Here is an 18793-nt window from a genome sequence, read left to right as displayed (position 1 = left end):
TTCGATTACAAACTGAAGGAAATTCAAATGTCGCGACTGCGCCTTGTCTCTGCAAACTCTCCCTTGATCTATCTGGCTGGTCAGCATGGTGTGGAGGGCCCGATCGCGTGCGTCGGGACTGATGTGCCAACGCTCTCTGCGGCCATCGATGAAACGTTGCTTGCCCGGTCCAGACGTGAAGGACGAGCGTTTTACGCTGACAGAACTGAAGGGCAGACCGGTCGTATCAGCAAATACGATCAAGCAGTGCACAAGTTCTCCGGGGGGACACCTGTCGCTGTTTACAGTGTCGAAGCCGGCGGCGGAGGCCCGGCATTTGATGCGAAGGGCTTGTCGAATGACCCGCGTGCAAAATTGCTGTTCTGGATCGTGGTGTTCGATGCATGTGAAGACCTGCGCCGTGACATTGCCGATTTGCGGCATGATCTGGAGAGCGAAATTGATCTGATTGAGATCTATGACAGGGTCACGTCAGTTGCCGAGAGTGCGGATGCCTGTCGGCGCTACGGAGAATACGGCGTCGCCGACATCGACAAGGAGATCGACGCGGTCCTGAACGAGTTCCACCTGCGGCGTGACGTCGATGGTGAGGTTGTGGCCCGGATTGATATCCGAAACATCGCTTCGACGCTCATCAACGTCCGTCCCGGCATCAAAGCCTTGCACTTCGAGTTCTCTGTCGATGATGGCGCCATCTGGTCGTGTGCGCGTGAGCTTGTCACTGTCGAAAGCGACGGCTCACTTTCACTGCATACGGAGCGTGAATGGCTCCGAAATTCTCCCGGCATCACCTACCGCCAGATCGAAGTCATCGACGCTGCACTCTGGGTCGCGTTGAAACACATCGAAGGTATTCCTCCGTTTGGAAAGACGGGGGGCCAACAGCAGACATCATCGTCTGTTTCTGGAAAAGCTAAACCGGTCGCCCTGCACAGCGCGACGTCGGCGACGAAAAGGGGCACCGTTACGAAAGCCGATATCCGGCGCATCCTCAACCTGTTCTCAAGGGTCGATGAAATCCGGTGTGAGCTCGACATCATGGTTCCCGAGATGTTGGGCCGTGGCCGGCAAGCGCTCGGTCACGCAGATCCAGATTCTACGGATACGGCCGAGCTAACGGCGACGATCAAGCTTCTCGAGAACCTGGAGCGCAACGCGATCGCCGAACTCGGCGCGGTGGCGACCACCACCAAAGATGAGCTCGCCGATTTCATAGTGTTCGACAGCTGGGCCACGGACGGACGCGTTGTGAAGCGCAACCCGAAAGCTTGAGCACAGATCGTAACACCGGACATCTGTGCCGGTCCTAATGAAGCCGATGGGAAATTCCATGAGTGAAGTTGAAAGTAGCGTCGTATTTGCCTTGGCCACCAGGTTTGGCGGTCAAACCGCTAGCATTAGGTTGGGACGGGGAGTCCATGAGTCCAATATCGTCGCGGAAACCGTTGACAATGCTTGTCAGCGTCAGGGTTCCACATGCCGTAATGGTACTGGAGCTACGGAAACTTCCAAACCGAGCTATGGCCGGATTCCGACCTGCGTGCCGATAACCTTTATTACCGGTACCCAGAAATCTGCAGCCCAGGCACTGGCCTCGCGCGCGTCGCGTTGGTCAACTTTGGCGGTCTACCAGTGCCCTCCGCACGGTGCCACGCTTGGCAAATCGGAACCGACACACGCTCAGTCGCGCTCAAACAACAAGCTCAATGGTCCGATCTGGGATTCCGGGTAGGCGCAGGCATGCAGGAATGACAGCCCAATATTCCGAGCGCGAACGCTCAAGCTCCCAACTGTTCCGGAGAGAATATGCCGAACAATGAAACGAAATCCCCCTTCCCTCGCGACTCCCTCGAGCACCTGGCAGCCACCTCAGCGCTACCAGATGGCACCCTTAATGCATCTGATCAAGGCGGCCAGCTTCACGTTTGACGTCGCTCGATCGTCGCTCGACGTCACGGCGATGCACTTGCGCGATGCATGCCGTCGGGCCGGGGTAACACTCGACGGAACGATGTCTGCCCCGGTGGGAACTCACGATACCGTCCAAACGCTCACAGCAAAGGAACCTGATATGACTGAAATCAACGAAACTCTCTCCGCCTCCCACGAAGATAATCAGGTGGAAACCGCTGCACCAAAGAAGAAGCGTTATTCCGGACTTCGCGGACCGATGGTGGCGGCGAAAATCCGGGATGCTCGCGATAAATTTCTTGCAGAACAAGGCAAGATGCCGACGTTCTCCTGGCTTCAGCGTGAAACAGGATGTGCATTCGACACGATCAAGAAGTACCTGTCTGAGGAGCCTGTGGCAGAGACGACGAAGGATGCTGCTGGATCGCCGGCAGATGATGCTGCCTCCAAACAAGTTATGCCAAGTGGCGTGCGGTCCGAACTTCAATTCTCTGTCACCCCGGAGGTGGTGCAGGTCGTATCGGAACTCGTTCATGGGACGGAACTGGTCCAAGGCGTCTATATGATCGCGGGCGATGAAATGCGCTGCGACGGAGCGCGTGAGGTCCCCGGCGGTTTCATTCCGCTGGTACAGAAATGGCGCCGCCACCAGACCGACGTCACCAAGATCCTCGAAACCGCCCGTGCGCTCGCATCGGCTTGAGCGGTTGGCATTGCACGAACCTATCCGCCGCCCAATCAGGGCGGCGGCCGTAAGGTGCAAAGTCATTTCCCTGTCGCGCGTCAGTTCCATTGTTTCTTGCAATCTACCTCCGCATTGTGGTGGCAGAAACGGAGGAAACACCATGTTTTCGAGAATCGCCGCCGCGATAGCCGCCACCTTGAAGAAGCTCTGCAGTACCATTCCGTCTGTAATCGATTGGTGCGAGCAGGTCATTCGCTGGCCGTTTTCCGTGCTCTTCGGCTCAGGTGACAGCCCCCTGCCCTCTTACACGCCGACCACGTCCAAAGCTGATATTCTTGAAGACCTGAAATCAGCTCGAGGAAAAGTCGCCTCGTTGGAAAATCGCGATGCAGTGGAAGCTGTTCTGCGCTATCTCAGGGCTCCTCCTCAGGCACGAAAGACCATGGACCTCAGTGCTGTCAGCAAGGATGTCCGCGCAACATTGCTGACAATGGACGACGCTGAATTTGCGGCACTAAGAAATGGCGGATTAGCCGCTATTCGCCTCTTCTGTGCCGGCAAGGACCCGGGTGTTCACGGCGTACCGTCGGTTAAGCGCTACCGATTGCCAGATGCCGTTCCTGGGCCGGTTCCTGACCTTGTGCACGACAATCCAATCGTCGGGCGCGTCAGAGCTCGTCTTATGAATGATTTCGGTCAGACCCAAGGTACGACGATGCAGCCGTAATCGTCCGACGTGGCCGGGATGTCTTCGCATTATCGACGACCAGGGTCGGGAGCGAACCGAGCTTCAGAAGCATGTGGTGAAGCTCAGGATGTTCGTAGGCAAGATCGCCATATGTCTGGCGGAGCAGTCGCCAGCTTCGTTCTGCCGGCGTCATCGCGTGTTACCAACGAGGGTATCGATCAGTTCCTGTCGTTGAAGGCAGGCCGCGCGCAGCTGTGCCACCTCCCCTTCCAGTTCCGCAATCAGTGTTACCGCTGCGCGCGCGACCTGCTCCATCTCTTCGGAATGTGCGGCAGCTGCATCGAGCGCGTCAACATAAGCGTGGCGTCGTCGATTTTCTGCGATGGCGTCGAGGCCCGCAAGAAGACCGTCAGCCAGTGCCATTGTGCCGCCGGCAATTAACGCCATGCCCGCAAAGTTGCCCATGGCCGCGCTGTATGCGGGATTTCCGGAAGCTGCCATCTGCCCAACTCCAATCAGTTCACTCGAGTGACATATGCCGGGCACGAATTGCCCCGGCAAGTCGATAAACCCGATACGACGATCGAAGGGTTAAGACGATTGTGTGGATAGGGACTAAGTTCTGCTCGGGCCTAGATAGCATCAAACCGGATGACATCTCAGATTTCGTGGCTCGATTCTCTAAATCTATCGAACGGCCGAAGGCGATGTCTACCGTAACAAGAATTGAACCGTTACCTTGTCGTTATTAGAAGGCGGATCAATTCTAAGTCGTTGTTCTTCCCGGCGACAATCTGGCTCGGCTCGAGAAGAGCGCGGCCGACGAGCGCCACATAGCAGAGCCGCCGCGCGAAATCGTTCAGCTCGCCCCCGAAGATCAGCATGGCGCCGGCGATGGCAACCGCCGCCACTGCAATGAAGCTCGCCACGGGTCCGGTGATCGACTGCTGGATCTGTTGCAGCGGCGATTCCCATGGAAGGCCCCTTCTCCAGAAGAGGCGAGCGCGGGCTCGCAAAGGCTTGCCGCTGCAGTGGCGAATGCCAGGGAGACCACGATAAGTTTTATCTTATGCGACATGGCTGTCCTCGTCAATTTGGGCGTAGTGTTCGGTCCGGCAGCGGCCGTTGCGATATCCCTCGATGTAGATCACTTCCCGGACGCGCCTGCCCTTCCCTGTCGCTCGATGGAGACGACAAGGTCGATAGCCTCGCCGATCACCTCCTGCATTGGCTGCTGGCTGGCTTCCGCCGTCAGTTGCTCAAGCCGTCGCAAGGCAGACATCGCTGTATTGGAGTGGATCGTGGTGATGCCGCCGGGGTGGCCGGTATTCCAGGCTTTCAGGAGTGTGAGCGCTGCCCCGTCACGGACTTCGCCGACGATGATGCGGTCCGGACGCAACCGCATCGTGCTTCTCAGCAGACGAGCCATGTCGATCGTGTCGCTGGTATGGAGCGAGATCGCGTTTTCCGCAGCGCACTGCATTTTGACTGTGTCTTCGAGGACCACCATGTGATCGTCGGGAGCAGTAGCAACCACTTCTGCGATCATAGCATTCGCAAGCATGGTCTTTCCCGAACCCGTACCCCCTGAAATGACGATGTTCATGCGAGAATCGATCGCGCTGCGCAGTATGGAGGCCTGCGCCTCCGTCATCATCTTGGTCTTTACGTACTCCTCCGAGGAAATAAGACGTGACGCCCGAAGGCGAATGGTGAAGGCCGGCCCGGACACCGCGGGGGGAGTAAACCTTCGAAACGATGCCCGCCGATCGGCAGCTCTCCGGAAACGATCGGTCGATCCGTGTGCGCCTCTGACTGCAGGGCGTGGGCGACGCTGCCGATGACAACCTCCGCGGCTGCCGGCGTCATTGCACCGGCTGGGGCAACGCCGTGCCCGAGCCTCTCGATAAAGAGCCTGCCGTCTGGGTTGAACATGATCTCGACGACAGTTGTGTCTTCAAGCGCGACAAAGAGTTGATCGCCAAGCGCATTCTGGAGCTTTCGGACGAGGTGGGGATGGGAGCGGAGCAGGGTCACGCAGCGCTCCGGATGTTCGGGCGTTGAATATCCGAGATGACGGACTGATAGCCCATTGGCCGGACTCGGTCGAAGCTCTCAGGATCGGCCGGCAGCAAGCCGGCAATTGCAACCGTGTTGCCGATTTCCCTCGGCTCCCCGAGCCGCTTCATCGGCCAACCGGCGCGGCTGAGGATCCGCTCGAAGCGGAGGTCGGTCGATGTTACAATCTCGTTGTAGCCGTTGGCCATCGACCACTCGATGATGCCGGCGAACATGGTGAGCGTAGCGAGATGAACCTGGCCCCGTCCCCTCGCCTCAGCCAGAGACGTGTCTACGCAAAATCTCGAACTTTCAACCATCGTCGGCGAGGCGCCGAGTGAACCGGTTCCCAGGAGCTGGGAGAAAGTTACCTCCAGCATGGCTGGGCCTTGCGCAGAGAGAAGGCGAGCGCACGCGACCACGCGGGCGTCGTCGGTGATCGCAAGGATGTAGGTAGGATCGAACCTGTCGTACTCGTCGAACTCGCCCGATTCGGTGACCGTAACATCCCATTCGAGGCAGCCGCGGAACACATTCGCGCGCAGACGATGCATCTGTGCCAGTTGATTCGGATGATCGGCATAGCGATCAGGTGGGATGGTCAGGATCCGCATTTTTCTCTCCGGTTTTTTCGGACATGCGGAAAAAGATCACCTGAATACCGGTGTGGCCATCTGCAGATCTGCAGTCCGTAATTCTGCCTGATGAACGACGAAGCAGCCGTCAACAATAAGTGCCTGGGCAGTCGAGAGCGGCTGCCGCAACTGCAGATCTGCAGTTTCCACTGACTATACGCAACTGATGGAATCTGCCTAACTGGCGGAAAGATATCGTGGATTCGTTGATCCAGGCCGATTTCCGACAACGGCGTTAACTTGTTGTTAACCTTAAATGTCTTGCGGTGTGATAGGAATCGGATGATAGTTTCGCAAATGATGGCCACAAAGCCATTTTTTCGAAAGTGAAGACATCCGGGAATTAGTTCGCAAAATGAGCACCGAGCTGCAAAACAGGTTTGATATAGAGATCGCCCAGCAGGGGTCGAAGATCTCAAGCGCATTGCATATGTTGCGCAGCCAGCAGTACCCGCCGGACGCTCGCAAGGGACTGCGCAAGTTCCAGCTCGCGGAAGTCGCCGATTTCATGGGGGTGACGCAGACACATCTGAGGCAACTCCATTCTGATGGCAAGGGCCCAGAGATCGAGTCGGTCAGCGGACGTCGGTATTATACGGCCCACCAGATGCTCGAGCTCCGGGACTATCTCGAGGCAAACAAGAAGTCTGACAAGCGCTACTATGTTCCCCGGCGCCGGGAAGGAGAGCCGATGCAGGTTGTATCGGTCGTCAATTTCAAGGGGGGCAGCGGCAAAACCACAACGGCCGCACATCTTGCGCAGTATCTCGCCCTCACCGGTCATCGTGTGCTGGCGGTTGACCTTGACCCGCAGGCCTCTCTGACTTCGCTGTTCGGGATCCAGCCTGAACTTGATGATACTGCCTCTCTTTACGAGGCGCTTCGTTTTGACGATGAGCGAAAGTCGATCGCGGACGTCATCCAGCCGACCAACATTCCGGGACTGGATGTGGTCCCGGCGAACCTGGTTCTCCAGGAATATGAATATGACGTGCCGCTGGCGATCTCGTCCAGGAAGGGGGAGGACGGCCGGCTGTTCTATATGCGGATCGCCAGTGCCTTGAAGCAGGTCGATGACAGATATGACGTGGTCGTCATCGACTGCCCTCCTCAGCTAGGGTATCTGACGATTACAGCACTCATGGCCTCGACAGGCATCCTCATCACCATCCACCCGCAAATGCTGGACATCATGTCGATGAGCCAGTTTCTCATGATGCTCGGTGGGATCATGGGACCGGTTGCAGAGGCCGGGGCGGAGATGCGGGTGCAGTGGTTCCGCTATCTGATCACACGCTTTGAGCCGACGGATATTCCCCAGACGCAGATGGTCGGGTTCATGCAGTCGATGTTCGCACAGCAGATGCTGAGAAACCACGTGGTAAAATCCACGGCGATCTCAGATGCCTCGATCAAAAAGCAGACGTTGTACGAGGTCGAGCGGGGCGAGTTCGTCCGCGCGACCTACGATCGGGCTATGGAAAGTCTCAATGCCGCCAACGCGGAAATCGTCGAACTCATCCATGGTGTTTGGGGGCGAAAATGAGAAACTTGTCAGCCGTTTTTTCTGCCATTTTTGAAAGCGCGATGAATGGCTTGTCGCAATTGAACGTTCGTCCGGAGGCCAGCCATGTCGCGTGAAAATCCATTCGCCAAGCTGGACATGGCGGCCATCTCGGCAAGCCAGACGCCAACCAAGCCCGGATACGGCATGACAGGAGCCGCTAAGACGGTTGTGCGCTCCATCGAGGATATGGCCGAGAACACCAAGAAGCTATTGGAAGGCGAGGTTATCGTGGATCTTGATCCGCGGCAGATCGATGCCTCTTTCGTTGCCGACCGTCTGTCCGACGATGGGGAAGAATTTCAGGAACTGCTTCAGGCGATCAGGGAATCAGGTCAGACAACACCTATTCTAGTTCGTCCGAGCTCGACAAACGCCAAGCGATATATGGTGGTGTTCGGCCATCGTCGCCTCAGGGTCGCGCGCGAGCTTGGAGTCCCGGTCAAGGCAATCGTAAAGCAGCTCGACGACACCGCTTCGGCGATCGTGCAGGGTCAGGAAAACGCGGCCCGTTCCAACCTGTCTTTCATTGAGCGCGCCTATTTCGCCCGGAACCTGATTGCGTCGGGCATGACCAAGGAAACTGTTCGTTCCTCGCTTGCCATCGATGAAGCGATGCTGTCAAAGATGCTCTCGGTCGTCGAGGCAGTGCCGGCATCGGTCATCACGGCCTTGGGTGCGTCCAAGAAAATCGGACGCGACCGGTGGCTGAGCCTCCGTCAACTTGTCCTTACCCCTGCCCTGTCCAAGGTTGCGATTGAGCAAGTGGAGTCCGCCGAATTTCAGGCCCTCCCTGAAGGCGACCGCTTCGACAAACTTCATGATCACCTGAAGCGATACAAGGCCCGGTCAGCCGCCAAGAAACCGAAGGCTGAAGCTCCTGTCCGGGATTGGACCTCCACAGATCGCGCGTTGAACATGGTAATAAATGCGAAGGCAAGGAAGGTTGCCATCGAACTTACCAATGCTGAAGCCAGGCCATTTAGCGAATGGCTGTCTTCCCACATGGGTCGTTTGTACGAGGAGTACAAAGGATCAAAAACTGAAACGAACGGAGACTGAACCGCAAAAGAAAAAGGCCCCCAAACGGCGAACCGTGGAAGCCTCTCTCGTCATCTCTAGCAGGATCGAGAATCGCATTTCCCGGAATCACAGTCAAGAGTCTTGGCGCCGATTTGGTGAGCGGATTTCTTTTGCCTGAAGCAAGGTGAGAGAAAAATGCAGACGGGACATGTGACGACGCCTTTTGGGCGGCGGCCGATGTCGCTCGCCCTGGTGCGAAGCCAGATCGCGATCGAGCATCCGCGGCCGGAAACGCGCATCGAGAAGTGGAAGGTCTTTCGAGACGTCTGTGAGGCACGGGAACGCCTGGGGATCCAGGACCGGGCACTTGCCGTCCTTGATGCCCTTCTGACGTTTCATCCTCATGCGGAGCTCGAACAGAGCCAGGGCCTGGTCGTCTTCCCATCCAACGCTCAACTGTCAGTACGAGCGCACGGAATGACCGAGACGACGCTGCGTCGGCAACTCGCCGCACTTGTCAATGCCGGCCTCATTCTGCGACGCGACAGTCCGAACGGTAAACGCTACGCGCATCGTAACCGGGATGGCGAGGTTGAACAGGCCTACGGATTTGACCTAACACCGCTGCTAGCCCGTGCCACGGAGCTTGCCCTGATGGCACAGGACGTCGCCGGGGAACGGACACGCTTCCGACGCGCTAGGGAAGCGCTGACGATCTGCCGTCGCGATGTGCGCAAATTGATCTCGGCGGCCGTCGAAGAGGGCGCTGCCGGCAACTGGGATCATGTGGAGTCTCAGTATGTCAGTATCCTCGCTCGCCTCCCCCGCTACCCGAACCGCTCTCAGGTAGAGACTACGCTCGATGAAATGGCGCTTCTCCGGGAAGAGATCCTTAACATCTTGGAAATCCAGCTTAAAGCTGACGAGATGCATGGCAATGGCATTCGGAATGGCCGCCACATACAGAATTCAAATACAGAATTTATAAATGAATCTGAACCTAGCTCTGAAAAAGAGCAGGGCGAAGAGTTAGCGGACGAACCTCCGACGAGGAATGAGCTGAATGGACCACAGAGGATGGAACGCGATCCGATCAAGACGTTCCCGCTCGGAATGGTCCTTCGTGCCTGCCCCCAGATCACCGATTACGGACCCGGCGGGCGCATCGAGCACTGGCGCGAGCTGATGAAAGCGGCCGTCGTTGTGCGATCGATGCTAGGCGTCAGCCCCTCTGCGTACGAGGAGGCGTGCAACGCCATGGGGCCGGAAAATGCCGCTGTAGCTGTGGCCTGCATTCTTGAGCGATCGAATTTTATAACGTCGGCTGGCGGCTATCTTCGGGATCTGACCAAGCGTGCGGGTCGAGGGGAGTTTTCGCTAGGGCCGATGCTGATGGCTCTCTTGAAGGCAGGTGAGCAAGGAAATCGAAGGACTGCGTGATGTTGGCAAGACGCACGGCTGGCAGGCGCAGAAAATGGCCCTTATCCCTCCCTAGAAGGGTCCCTTGTCAGCCGTTTTTTTTCTCGATTTTCTTTTCTGAAACATTGGGTTAACCGCGTTGAAAGCAGCGATCTGAGGCATCTGAGGCGAACGGTCAAGCGTAGGAACAGAAGCTTCCCGTGGCGTAGATTAAGCGTGACTTGATCAAACAACCGCCTCGTTCGAATGCGTATGGCGCCGCCATCTCAATGCCCGACAGGTCCATGTCAAAAAAATCGCTTTGCTTTGATGGAGGCTGATTGGCCCCCTAAAGCTGGAAATGAATACCATGTTCGAGCTTGTCGGAGACTGCAGCGACTATCTCCACATCTGCTTCAGGCTGATGTCTTCCGCTAAGAGAAGTCAAAGATGGACAGTTAATACGCGCCAGACTGCACGGGTTTGAAAGCCGGGAGAACTGAGAACGCGGCACGGTGGAAGTTTACATTCGGCTACCCGCAAGCTTAGTAGAAAACGCCGCTGATACCGGTTATATCGATAGAGCGGTCGGCTTCCTTGACTCTAAGGTGAGTGGCTGGAAAAACGTCCTTGTAGGTCTTGTCTAGGCCGAACTGTAGCACCCGATGAGCGCGGCTTCAGTGAGCCTGATTCGTGTATTTCTGGGAACATTTGCATTTAGGGCGAAATGCTCTATCCAGGGCTTGCCTTGAAGAATTAAGCCGCTCATAGGGCATCGCCCTGTTCCCGACGAGAACGATTTTCAGCTTGCTCATGAAATTTGAGGCGCCGGCATAAAGTCTCGGCGACGTATCGGAGTATCATAGCTGCTGGTCCACTGCGCTGTGTTGCGTTTCTATACTATCTGAACGCCTGTTGTAGTGACCGGTGTCGCGACTGTTCCATAGCCTCCATCAGGGGAATGCCGCGGTTGGCGACCTCGGTCAAAAATCCTGACCGCAGTCCATGCGCTGAATATTCATCCCACTCCAACCGGCCATCTTCGTCCGCCGCTTGAGGTTGGCACTAGCCAACTGCGGATCGAGCGGCCGCCGTGAGACGGTGCCCGAACGCGCCGCGCGCGATCAGCCAGAATGGTGAGATGAGCTCGCGTTTGGTCGTAGCGGGCGAGAGAGGGGAGGGCGCTATTGCCCGACATCTCCCATTCTGTGATACTTTCTCACCCATGTTCGGTGACAAGGCGTGGGCTCGTTCTTGTTAGAGATCGACTGGTCCAGCCGCGGTTTCGACGGAACGAAGCTCGGTTATTTCATCGGACAGTCGGTTTCTTCGATGATGGACATTGCGCCGCTGACGATTATTTTGCTCTGCTTCAGGTATCGAATCGAAAGAGAAGGGCAGGCGACGCCGTTTGGTGAGCACCGGCTGAGCGCGTTCGACCGGTTCAAGGGTTGATGTCCGATCCGGACAAAAAGGCCCCTGCCTCTCATCAAGCAGGGACCTCGTTGGCCAGAGCGTTCGATTTCTACCGGCGTCGCAGAGCAGCATTTCTCCGGGGTGACCGTCAATAGGCAAAAGGTCGAGACAGCCGCAGTGGACAGGTGGAAATTCCGGGCCAGCAAGAAGAAAAGAGCCTCCGGTGCTGATCCTTCCGGGGCCCTTCTCCTGCTAGAGCTCTATTCATCCAGCGCTTTTATCCAGCATGCCTCGTTTCGATGCTCAATGAGGCAGCTCAACGCGGATGTCTAGTGTGGTGATCGCGGGAGCTCGTTCCTCACTTTCGCGCCAAGCCGGATTAAAATAGTAAAATGCTGGTCTGCGCCCGCACCTCTCTACTTAAAAACAAAACGGAGGGCTCACATGGCAGAAAAAAACAGCGACGCCCGAGGTGTCGCATCTCCGCGGGGCGATTTTGAAACATTGAAGGCTTTCGCGCCTAAGGTGATCGACCGTCAGAAGTAAGCCGACCGGCTCAAGAGCGAAAAGTTGCGGGCGGTCATACAGCAAAGAGCCAAATGGCAGCGAACCGGGATGAGAAATGACGAGATGGACTGCAGAGGAACGCCGGGCGCGTTGGGAACATTCGGTTTCAAAGAAGCAGACGGCTGGCTTTCAAGTCGAGCGCGACCCTCAATTCCTGGCGTGGATTGAAGAATGGATTGCCGGCGACATCACCATGTCCGAAGTGCAGCAGCGTTACGCAGGCTTGATCCGAACACACCGGACCTTACACAACGCGAAGCAGCTGGGCGAGGGGAAGGACATGCAGGCAATTTTCGATGACATCCGGCAAGCGGTACCGGAGATCCCGGGGCTGCCACTTACAACCCTTGAAGAGCGGGCTTTGCTAGCTAAACAGATTACAGAGCTTTGGGCAACAGACGAGAGCTGAGCTGAGCTGAAGGAGTTGGAGGCTTGCATAGATGCAAGACACCTCGGAGAGATCCCGCTTCATTCCAACAAACGAAAACCCGCGGAGCAAAGCTACCACGGGTTTTGTATGTTTGATCGCCGTACAGAGGCAACTGTAACAGTCGGCAACCATCGATGCAGATAGACTGCAGAACTTAGGGCAGCCCAGCTCAGCCTTTCGGCGATCAAAGTGCCTGGACGTTCTCAGCCTTGGATTTCCCGGTCTTGCGATCCTGACCGAGTTCGTAGCTTACCTTCACACCGTCCCGCAGTGCTCCGCCATGAACCGCCGAGATGTGAACGAATACGTCCTGCCCACCATTCTCAGGCGTGATAAAACCAAAACCCTTGTCCTGATTGAAAAACTTAACTGTACCGGTCGCCATGCCGTCCCCTCAATTTCATCGGCGTCATTGCCGCGTCGGCAGCTTATTGACTGAGAGACTTTCGTGCAACCCTCGGAGGTATCATGCGTACTATAAGGGTTGTCGTTCCGTTCCTGTGGAAATAAAACAGATGCTTGACAGGAGCGGGCGGGAGACGTCTCATCTCCAGAAAGGATGTATGAGGAATTGCTCAACCTTCAGGATCTAAAAGATCGTTAAGATTCAGCGCCCTAGATGGACCGTTTGCACAAGTTAGTTTCGTCTCATCAGGTGCGTGCGCTATAGCGCTGATTTCACTGCTCAATCTCAAAAACAACTGTTCGATCGCTTGCAAGTCTGCTGCTTCGGCAATCGGATGATTGATGAATGGACCAGCGCGTTGCAGAACGTCACACGCAAGCAGACGTACTTCTTCGGTCACATTCCTGAGGCTTATGGCGCTCATAGCGAGTTCATAGGTGTGGCGAACGCTCCGTCGCCCCTTCGCCATCCCCAACCAATGCTGAAGTTCCGAGATCATCCACGTATCCAGATTAGATGCTAAAGGAATAGCGCCTTGCCCCTAAAAAACGAGGGGTGACGGATCCGGACGGATAACGAAGGATGAATACGACCTAACGGGTGCTTCGGGTTCTGATTTTCATAGTGAAATCGTTTCTTTAAGGCTCAATGTAGGCCGAACGTTCAAGATATGATTTGGGGCCATCCATTATTGATGAGGTTCGTATCTTGACCGGCGATAATTCGTTTGTTGTGCGGGTGTTCGAAGAAGGGCGCGTCGTTGAGATCGCGTTTACAATCGAGGATCATGCTTTAGCATGCGTGCGAGGACAGGCGGCACGACTAGGCGTTGCCGTGACACGCCCCGGCATGGCCTCTATCAGCAAAGATCAAACATTTTTGGACTGCTGTTGAATCTGGGCCAAGCGCAAAGCTCCAAGCCGCTCGGTTTTCAGCTTCTCGGCTTCCCGCTTTTTGCGCTCTTCTTCGACCGCGACTTTCTTAGATTGTTCAAAATCTCCAAAGGGCGACGAGCCTCTGTGGCGACGTTTTTTGTCGTCCATCATGTACTCCCCTGACAATCCATAATGGTCCGGTCTCGTTAGGCCGGCGGTGAATATTTTAAATAGGCTGCGGTGACCACGATCAAGTACGGGCGGCTTAAGTAACCTTTGGCGTGCTGCGCCTAACGACGAGTCCGGCCAGTGAGGCGCCTCAGCCGATGAGCAGATGGTCCACTTCACCGCGGCCGGCTAATCACGGATGCCTGCCTCGTTGGCAAAGACAAGCACAAAGCGGAGACCCTGGGGAAAGTAGTCAATCTTTATCCTTGTGCCCACTCCAGTGGGCATGGCGTTTTGGATCAACTTCGATCCGAAGCCTTCCTGCGCGGGTGGGGTTACTGCAGGTCCTCCCCGCTCGTGCCAGGAAAACATGACCTCTTCCTTAGTCAACGTCCAATCGATGTCGATATGGCCGGATCCGTTAGAGAGCGCGCCATACTTGATGGCGTTTGTCATCAGTTCGTGAATGACGAGAGACAGACCGAGCGCGACTTCAGGCGTGATTTCTATCCGGGGGCCTGAAACATGGCATCTTTCATCTGCGAGATCTGCATACGGCCGCAGTGCACCGCTAACAAGGGTACCCAGCTCTGTACTGTGCCCTTCGCCTGACAGCATAAGATCGTAAGCGCCGCTCAGAGCCCGTACACGCTCGTCGAAAGTCTCAACTGCGTCCCGGTCTTTACGAAACGACTGGCGGGCTAGCGCGGAAATGATCGTCAGGGTGTTTTTCACCCGATGGCTGAGCTCGCGAGCGAGCAGGGCGCGCTTTTGATCGGTTTCTTCGATCTCCGCGCGCTGACGGTCAAGCTGGTCGAGAAGCGCATCCAGCGAGCGTCCCAGAACCTCGAGTTCGAAGGTTCCTGGCATTCCCGTGCGCGCTGCCGAATCCCCAGACAGCCAACGCTCCAGAACACCCATGATCTGATCAATTGGCTGGAGGATGAAGCGTTTACCGACCCAGTGGGCTGCAAACACCGCGACCAGCGTGCTGAGCAGCAGGGAAAGTGCCGCTGCCCATGTCGCACGATTGATTTCCGCAAAAGCCTCTTTCGTGGAAAGTCCTGCGCTGACATAGAGTGGTTTCGACGGCGTGATCGGCTCGTAACCAAGGATCCGCTCCGTGCCATCCTGGCTCATAACTTCAATCGTGCCGGGCGACTTAGCGGTTCGAAGATGATGGTATCGCTCGGGTATACGCGTACCCACAAACTTCTCCGGAAAGGGCGCACGAGCAAGGATGGTTCCGTTCCGATCAGCGATGGTCACAGCGCCGCCTTCCTGAACTCCACGCTCTTGAATGCGCTGCTGCAGCCAAGAAAGCCGAATACCTGTGCTGAGCACCCCGACGACCTCATCGTCGCGCCGAATAGGCATTGCGATCGGTAGGACCGCCACACCGGTAAGTTTGCTGATGGTGTACTCGCCAACAACGACGTCGTTGGCCTGCAAGGCCTCGCGAACATAGGATCTGTCGGAAAAATCGGTTCCAGCGACATGTCCCTGGCTATCACAGACGAGTTTGCCCTGCGTATTGATGAGCAGGATCGCGCCCGTTTGGGGAATTCGGCTGGCAACGCTGTTCAGCGTCTTTGTGCAGCCCTCGCCGCTGAGATCGTTAACCGCCGGGATGGCTGAAACAGCGATGAGCAGACTGCGGGTGCCTTCCAGAATGCGTTCAATTTCGGAAGCGGCGAGACGCGCGGACGCAGCAGCCTGTATGTTAATCTCTTCCGATCGACGATAACGGGAAGCAACCTCGTTATAGATCAACAATCCAAGGGTTGGGATTAGAGCAGCCGCTGCTACTGCGAACAGTCGCTTTTTCATGGGTCACCCACCCCCCAGGCGATCACAAGTAAGGTTCTCAGTAACTTACTCAGGGGTGCTACGCAACCAAATCGTCTAAGCGATATCGCTAATAGGCCGAGATCCAGCGTTTTTGAAACTGGAGAGCGGCACTGTAAACACGCTCACCTTTTTCATCGCGAACATCGACGATCGCGTTGCCTTCGGGCTTACCAGGCAGCTCATCACGAGCGATATCGGCCAAAATCATCGTTGCCTCTTCCTCAACTTTGCTTTTCTCATTTAGGACAAGCCCTGTATCATCGGCGACAAATCCGTCGCCGTTCGTAATGTCGAAGAAATAGCGTTTTGAGATCGCGTGCTCGGGCATCTGACCCTCCTACTACTGATCACCTGCAATTCAGATGGACTCTATTGGTTCCCGAAGGGCTTAGAAGTTGTCCGTTAGATACGGACCAAGCTGATCCACCTGGAGGGAACTTGTAGCCTCGCACGGTCGTTGCTTGTGATCACGCTCGACGAGTGTTCCAGTTTAGTCAGTTCAAGGGATCATTAGCATGGCAAGTAGCGCTCTTAAAGCCCTTCTGGGCGTCCTCGCGGTTGCAGGATATCAGAACAGGGATAAAATTGCGGAGGTTTTCCGCGGGATGAGAAATTCGCAGGATCAACCCGGTCGCGAACGACAAGCAAGTGGGCTCGGTGACCTTCTAGGAGGTGGCGGCCTTGGTGGCCTCGGCGGTCTTTTCGGTAGTGGAGCGCGCGGGGGCCTCGCAGCCGGGCTCGGTGATCTCCTTCGACAATTCGAAGAGAGAGGGCAGGGCGAAACCGCAGAATCCTGGGTTCAGTCAGGAGAAAATCGACCGATTGACGACCGTAAGCTTTCGGAAGTGCTTGGCCCAGAACTGCTCGACGAGCTTGCTGCTAGGACAGGTTTAGCCAAGGACGAACTTCTTCTGCGTCTTAGCCGAGATCTACCTGCCGCAGTTGATCACCTCACACCCGATGGGAAGCTTCCAGTCGAGGACGATGTAGAGCCTTCGGGTCAACCAGCGTCGGTTCCGTCAATTAAGCCACAAGTTGTGTAAGCGATTTCGTCACATTGCCTATTTAGGAAACTTTGCATTGGAGGAAATGATGGTAGATCGGGAAGAGCTTCAGGAAAAATTCTGGAAGGCGTTGAAATCTGACATGACGGTGATGCTTGGTCTCGCGGGTGTCGATGAAAGTCACACACGGCCGATGACGGCGCAGCTCGACGGAGACCATGGACCGATCTGGTTCTTTACATCGACTGAATCCGATCTCGTGAGACAGATTTCAGGTGCACATCGAGCTATCGCTACTTTTGCATCGAAGGGTCATGACGTTTTCGCGTCCATCCACGGCGACCTCGTCATAGACAACGACCGGGCAGTCATCGATCGGCTATGGAACCGGTTCGTGGCAGCTTGGTATGAGGGCGGCAAGGATGATCCCAAACTGGTTCTCCTCCGGCTTGACGCTCAGCGAGCTGAGATCTGGAAGGACGGGTCAAGCCTTTGGGCCGGATTGAAGTTGCTGCTCGGTTCGGATCCTAAGCAAGATTATAAGGACAACGTTGCTCAAGTGACATTGAGCTAAAAGCACGCGGGCGCGCTGGGCGCTGGCTTTTAGCTTCCGATTTCAATTGAAGCGCTAAGCGAAGAATTCGGCACTGCGCTCTCCTCTTATGATTTCACTCCAGAGCAGGGGAGGGTCACCTAAAGCCCTGCTGCCTTGGTCAAATTCACACGGAAGCGATCCCGCCGCCGCTGATATCTGCGGGTCATCTCTGCGGACGCGTGACCGAGCTGTTTCTGGACATAGCGTTCGTCGACCTCAGCGGAGGAGGCAAGACCAGCCCGCAGGGAATGGCCGGAGAACTTGAAGGCGCGTTCAATTTCGCTCAGATCGCCGCGAACGCCTGCCGCCATGGCCGCCCGCTTCACCAGCCGCGCCACTTCCTTATCGTTGAGACGGTCGGGTCCCACGCCTTTGCCTTGTCCTGTCACCCGGCGAAAAAGCGGGCCATGAGCCAGTTTGGCGAACTTAATCCAGGTCTCGATTGCGGCGACCGGGCAGGTCGCATCGGCCGAGCCGCGACCGATCTCGACCTCTCGCCATCCGGTCTTACCGCGCAAGGCAATAAGCATGCCTTTGTCGAGGATTTCGATCCAACCGCGCCCGTCCTCAGTCTGGTCGGCTTTGAGATCGAGGCCAACGATCTCGGAGCGTCGAAGACCACCGGCAAAGCCGACCAGCAACATGGCCCGATCTCGCATACCGCGGAGAGAAGCGCGGTCCAGTGTTTCCAGCATAGCGATGATATCGTCCGCCATGACCGCTTCCTTTTGAAGCGGTGGCTTGGCGTGGCTGTTGCGGATGCCGGCCATGACGGTAGCGATATGCCTGTCCTTGCGATCGAGTGTTAAGCCGCGCTGAGAAAAGCTCCAGGAGAGGGAAGAGAGGCGTCGTTCGATGGTCGAGACCGCATTGGCTTTCATGCCGCGCTCGGCCGCACCCGAGGCGCAGGCGGTGATGTAAAGCCCGACAGTTTGCGGATGCGGGGGGAGGGGAGAGAGGCCCGATCGGCGGCACCAGGCGGAGAAGTGCTTCCAATCGGAGGCATACGCTTTGCGCGTATTGGCGGAACTGGCGGCTTCGACATAGCCGCGGGCGCGATCGGCAAGTTCGGCGAGATGAGCTGGTGGGTGATCACTGCCGGCAAGAGATGGGAGTGCGCTATCGCCCGACACCTCCGGCGCGGAAATATCACCGCCGGAGGCTGTGCTGAAAGACGGCGCCGAGATCTCCTCGACGTGATTTTCGCTGTTTTGCTCGATGATTTGGGCCATTTCTCTATAATGACAAGAACGTCCGATAATGCAAGATTATCGGACTAATTATATTGGTTGCGGGCCGTGCGGTTTTAGGTGCTATTACTGGCCAAAACCGCGCGTCCGGGCTAAGCTCTTTCGCATGGCTTCGCTCTCTCGCGCGGTTTCAACAGCCCCCTGTGTGGTCGCCCCGCCTGCCGGGATGGGCGTGGTGACCTGAGACCCAATCTTCCTCCAGTTTTGGGGAGAGTCTTGGGCTTTTAATCTGGCCTCATGCGGCCTGTTTTTCCATAGCCATTTTCATT

General features: G+C 56.4%; 18 protein-coding genes and 3 pseudogenes. 10 read left to right on the top strand and 11 right to left on the bottom strand.

Going from position 1 to position 18793, the window contains the following annotated elements:
• The first annotated feature begins 27 nt into the window (after window positions 1-27).
• The 3 genes from BLX89_RS21215 to BLX89_RS21205 all read left to right on the top strand — a co-directional run bounded on the left by BLX89_RS21215 (window position 28) and on the right by BLX89_RS21205 (window position 3323).
• Window positions 28-1272 carry a hypothetical protein gene (locus tag BLX89_RS21215; RefSeq protein ID WP_075292979.1) on the top strand — a complete coding sequence of 415 codons (1245 nt, stop codon included), beginning with the start codon at window positions 28-30 and terminating at the stop codon, window positions 1270-1272.
• Window positions 1273-1894: 622 nt separating this feature from the next.
• Window positions 1895-2614, top strand: coding sequence for a hypothetical protein (locus tag BLX89_RS21210; RefSeq protein WP_075292978.1), 720 nt, complete (start codon window positions 1895-1897; stop codon window positions 2612-2614).
• A gap of 142 nt (window positions 2615-2756) precedes the next feature.
• Window positions 2757-3323 carry a hypothetical protein gene (locus BLX89_RS21205; protein WP_075292977.1) on the top strand — a complete coding sequence of 189 codons (567 nt, stop codon included), beginning with the start codon at window positions 2757-2759 and terminating at the stop codon, window positions 3321-3323.
• Window positions 3324-3473: 150 nt separating this feature from the next.
• On the opposite strand, the gene BLX89_RS21200 is transcribed toward BLX89_RS21205, so the two are convergent.
• The 4 genes and pseudogenes from BLX89_RS21200 to traI form a co-directional block, all read right to left on the bottom strand.
• Window positions 3474-3785, bottom strand: a complete 312-nt coding sequence (locus tag BLX89_RS21200) for a hypothetical protein (RefSeq protein WP_075292976.1) — start codon at window positions 3783-3785, stop codon at window positions 3474-3476.
• 284 nt (window positions 3786-4069) lie between these two features.
• Window positions 4070-4362 (bottom strand): annotated as a pseudogene (locus tag BLX89_RS21195) (TrbC/VirB2 family protein); the annotation flags it as partial.
• Window positions 4352-5321 (bottom strand): annotated as a pseudogene (gene trbB, locus BLX89_RS21190) (P-type conjugative transfer ATPase TrbB). The pseudogenes trbB and BLX89_RS21195, both read right to left, overlap by 11 nt.
• Window positions 5318-5956, bottom strand: a complete 639-nt coding sequence (traI, locus tag BLX89_RS21185) for an acyl-homoserine-lactone synthase (RefSeq protein ID WP_075292975.1) — start codon at window positions 5954-5956, stop codon at window positions 5318-5320. Before traI ends, trbB begins: the two are co-directional and overlap by 4 nt.
• 376 nt (window positions 5957-6332) lie before the next feature.
• Here traI and repA point away from each other — a divergent pair, with 376 nt between their 5' ends.
• The 3 genes from repA to repC all read left to right on the top strand — a co-directional run bounded on the left by repA (window position 6333) and on the right by repC (window position 10004).
• On the top strand, window positions 6333-7523 hold the full coding sequence (repA, locus tag BLX89_RS21180; RefSeq protein ID WP_075292974.1) for a plasmid partitioning protein RepA: 1191 nt from the start codon (window positions 6333-6335) through the stop codon (window positions 7521-7523).
• An 84-nt stretch (window positions 7524-7607) separates the two neighbouring features.
• Window positions 7608-8603 (top strand): plasmid partitioning protein RepB, encoded by a 996-nt coding sequence (gene repB, locus BLX89_RS21175; protein ID WP_075292973.1) that lies wholly within the window; start codon window positions 7608-7610, stop codon window positions 8601-8603.
• 156 nt (window positions 8604-8759) lie between these two features.
• Complete coding sequence (gene repC, locus BLX89_RS21170; protein WP_075292972.1) at window positions 8760-10004, top strand: plasmid replication protein RepC; 1245 nt, start codon at window positions 8760-8762, stop codon at window positions 10002-10004.
• Between the two features lie 858 nt (window positions 10005-10862).
• Here the strand turns inward: repC and BLX89_RS25125 are convergent.
• Window positions 10863-11074 (bottom strand): annotated as a pseudogene (locus BLX89_RS25125) (tyrosine-type recombinase/integrase); the annotation flags it as partial.
• Window positions 11075-11204: 130 nt separating this feature from the next.
• On the opposite strand from BLX89_RS25125, the gene BLX89_RS24835 reads away from it, so the two are divergent.
• Both BLX89_RS24835 and BLX89_RS21155 read left to right on the top strand, forming a co-directional pair.
• On the top strand, window positions 11205-11417 hold the full coding sequence (locus tag BLX89_RS24835; RefSeq protein WP_075292971.1) for a hypothetical protein: 213 nt from the start codon (window positions 11205-11207) through the stop codon (window positions 11415-11417).
• A 583-nt stretch (window positions 11418-12000) separates the two neighbouring features.
• Window positions 12001-12354 carry a hypothetical protein gene (locus BLX89_RS21155; RefSeq protein WP_075292970.1) on the top strand — a complete coding sequence of 118 codons (354 nt, stop codon included), beginning with the start codon at window positions 12001-12003 and terminating at the stop codon, window positions 12352-12354.
• 205 nt (window positions 12355-12559) lie between these two features.
• Here BLX89_RS21155 and BLX89_RS21150 read toward each other — a convergent pair whose 3' ends face one another.
• The 5 genes from BLX89_RS21150 to BLX89_RS21135 all read right to left on the bottom strand — a co-directional run bounded on the left by BLX89_RS21150 (window position 12560) and on the right by BLX89_RS21135 (window position 16003).
• Entirely contained in the window at window positions 12560-12760 is a 201-nt protein-coding gene (locus BLX89_RS21150; RefSeq protein WP_075292969.1) for a cold-shock protein, read from the bottom strand.
• 190 nt (window positions 12761-12950) lie between these two features.
• On the bottom strand, window positions 12951-13280 hold the full coding sequence (locus BLX89_RS21145) for a hypothetical protein (protein WP_075292968.1): 330 nt from the start codon (window positions 13278-13280) through the stop codon (window positions 12951-12953).
• Window positions 13281-13650: 370 nt separating this feature from the next.
• Window positions 13651-13827 carry a hypothetical protein gene (locus BLX89_RS24705; RefSeq protein WP_158025984.1) on the bottom strand — a complete coding sequence of 59 codons (177 nt, stop codon included), beginning with the start codon at window positions 13825-13827 and terminating at the stop codon, window positions 13651-13653.
• Window positions 13828-14013: 186 nt separating this feature from the next.
• Window positions 14014-15654, bottom strand: coding sequence for a sensor histidine kinase (locus tag BLX89_RS21140; RefSeq protein ID WP_075292967.1), 1641 nt, complete (start codon window positions 15652-15654; stop codon window positions 14014-14016).
• An 88-nt stretch (window positions 15655-15742) separates the two neighbouring features.
• Window positions 15743-16003 carry a DUF6894 family protein gene (locus BLX89_RS21135; RefSeq protein ID WP_075292966.1) on the bottom strand — a complete coding sequence of 87 codons (261 nt, stop codon included), beginning with the start codon at window positions 16001-16003 and terminating at the stop codon, window positions 15743-15745.
• A 187-nt stretch (window positions 16004-16190) separates the two neighbouring features.
• On the opposite strand from BLX89_RS21135, the gene BLX89_RS25120 reads away from it, so the two are divergent.
• Complete coding sequence (locus BLX89_RS25120) at window positions 16191-16718, top strand: YidB family protein (protein ID WP_075292965.1); 528 nt, start codon at window positions 16191-16193, stop codon at window positions 16716-16718.
• A gap of 46 nt (window positions 16719-16764) precedes the next feature.
• Entirely contained in the window at window positions 16765-17253 is a 489-nt protein-coding gene (locus BLX89_RS21125) for a pyridoxamine 5'-phosphate oxidase family protein (RefSeq protein WP_245292893.1), read from the top strand.
• A 119-nt stretch (window positions 17254-17372) separates the two neighbouring features.
• Here the strand turns inward: BLX89_RS21125 and BLX89_RS21120 are convergent, their stop codons facing one another.
• The gene (locus BLX89_RS21120) at window positions 17373-18506 is read right to left on the bottom strand and encodes a tyrosine-type recombinase/integrase (protein ID WP_075292963.1); all 1134 of its coding nucleotides are present in this window, start codon (window positions 18504-18506) and stop codon (window positions 17373-17375) included.
• Window positions 18507-18793 lie beyond the last annotated feature (287 nt).

Source organism: Pararhizobium arenae, from assembly GCF_001931685.1.
Taxonomy (GTDB): domain Bacteria; phylum Pseudomonadota; class Alphaproteobacteria; order Rhizobiales; family Rhizobiaceae; genus Pararhizobium; species Pararhizobium arenae.
Note: the sequence above shows the minus strand (reverse complement) of the source record. Positions and strands in the feature narration are given on the sequence as shown.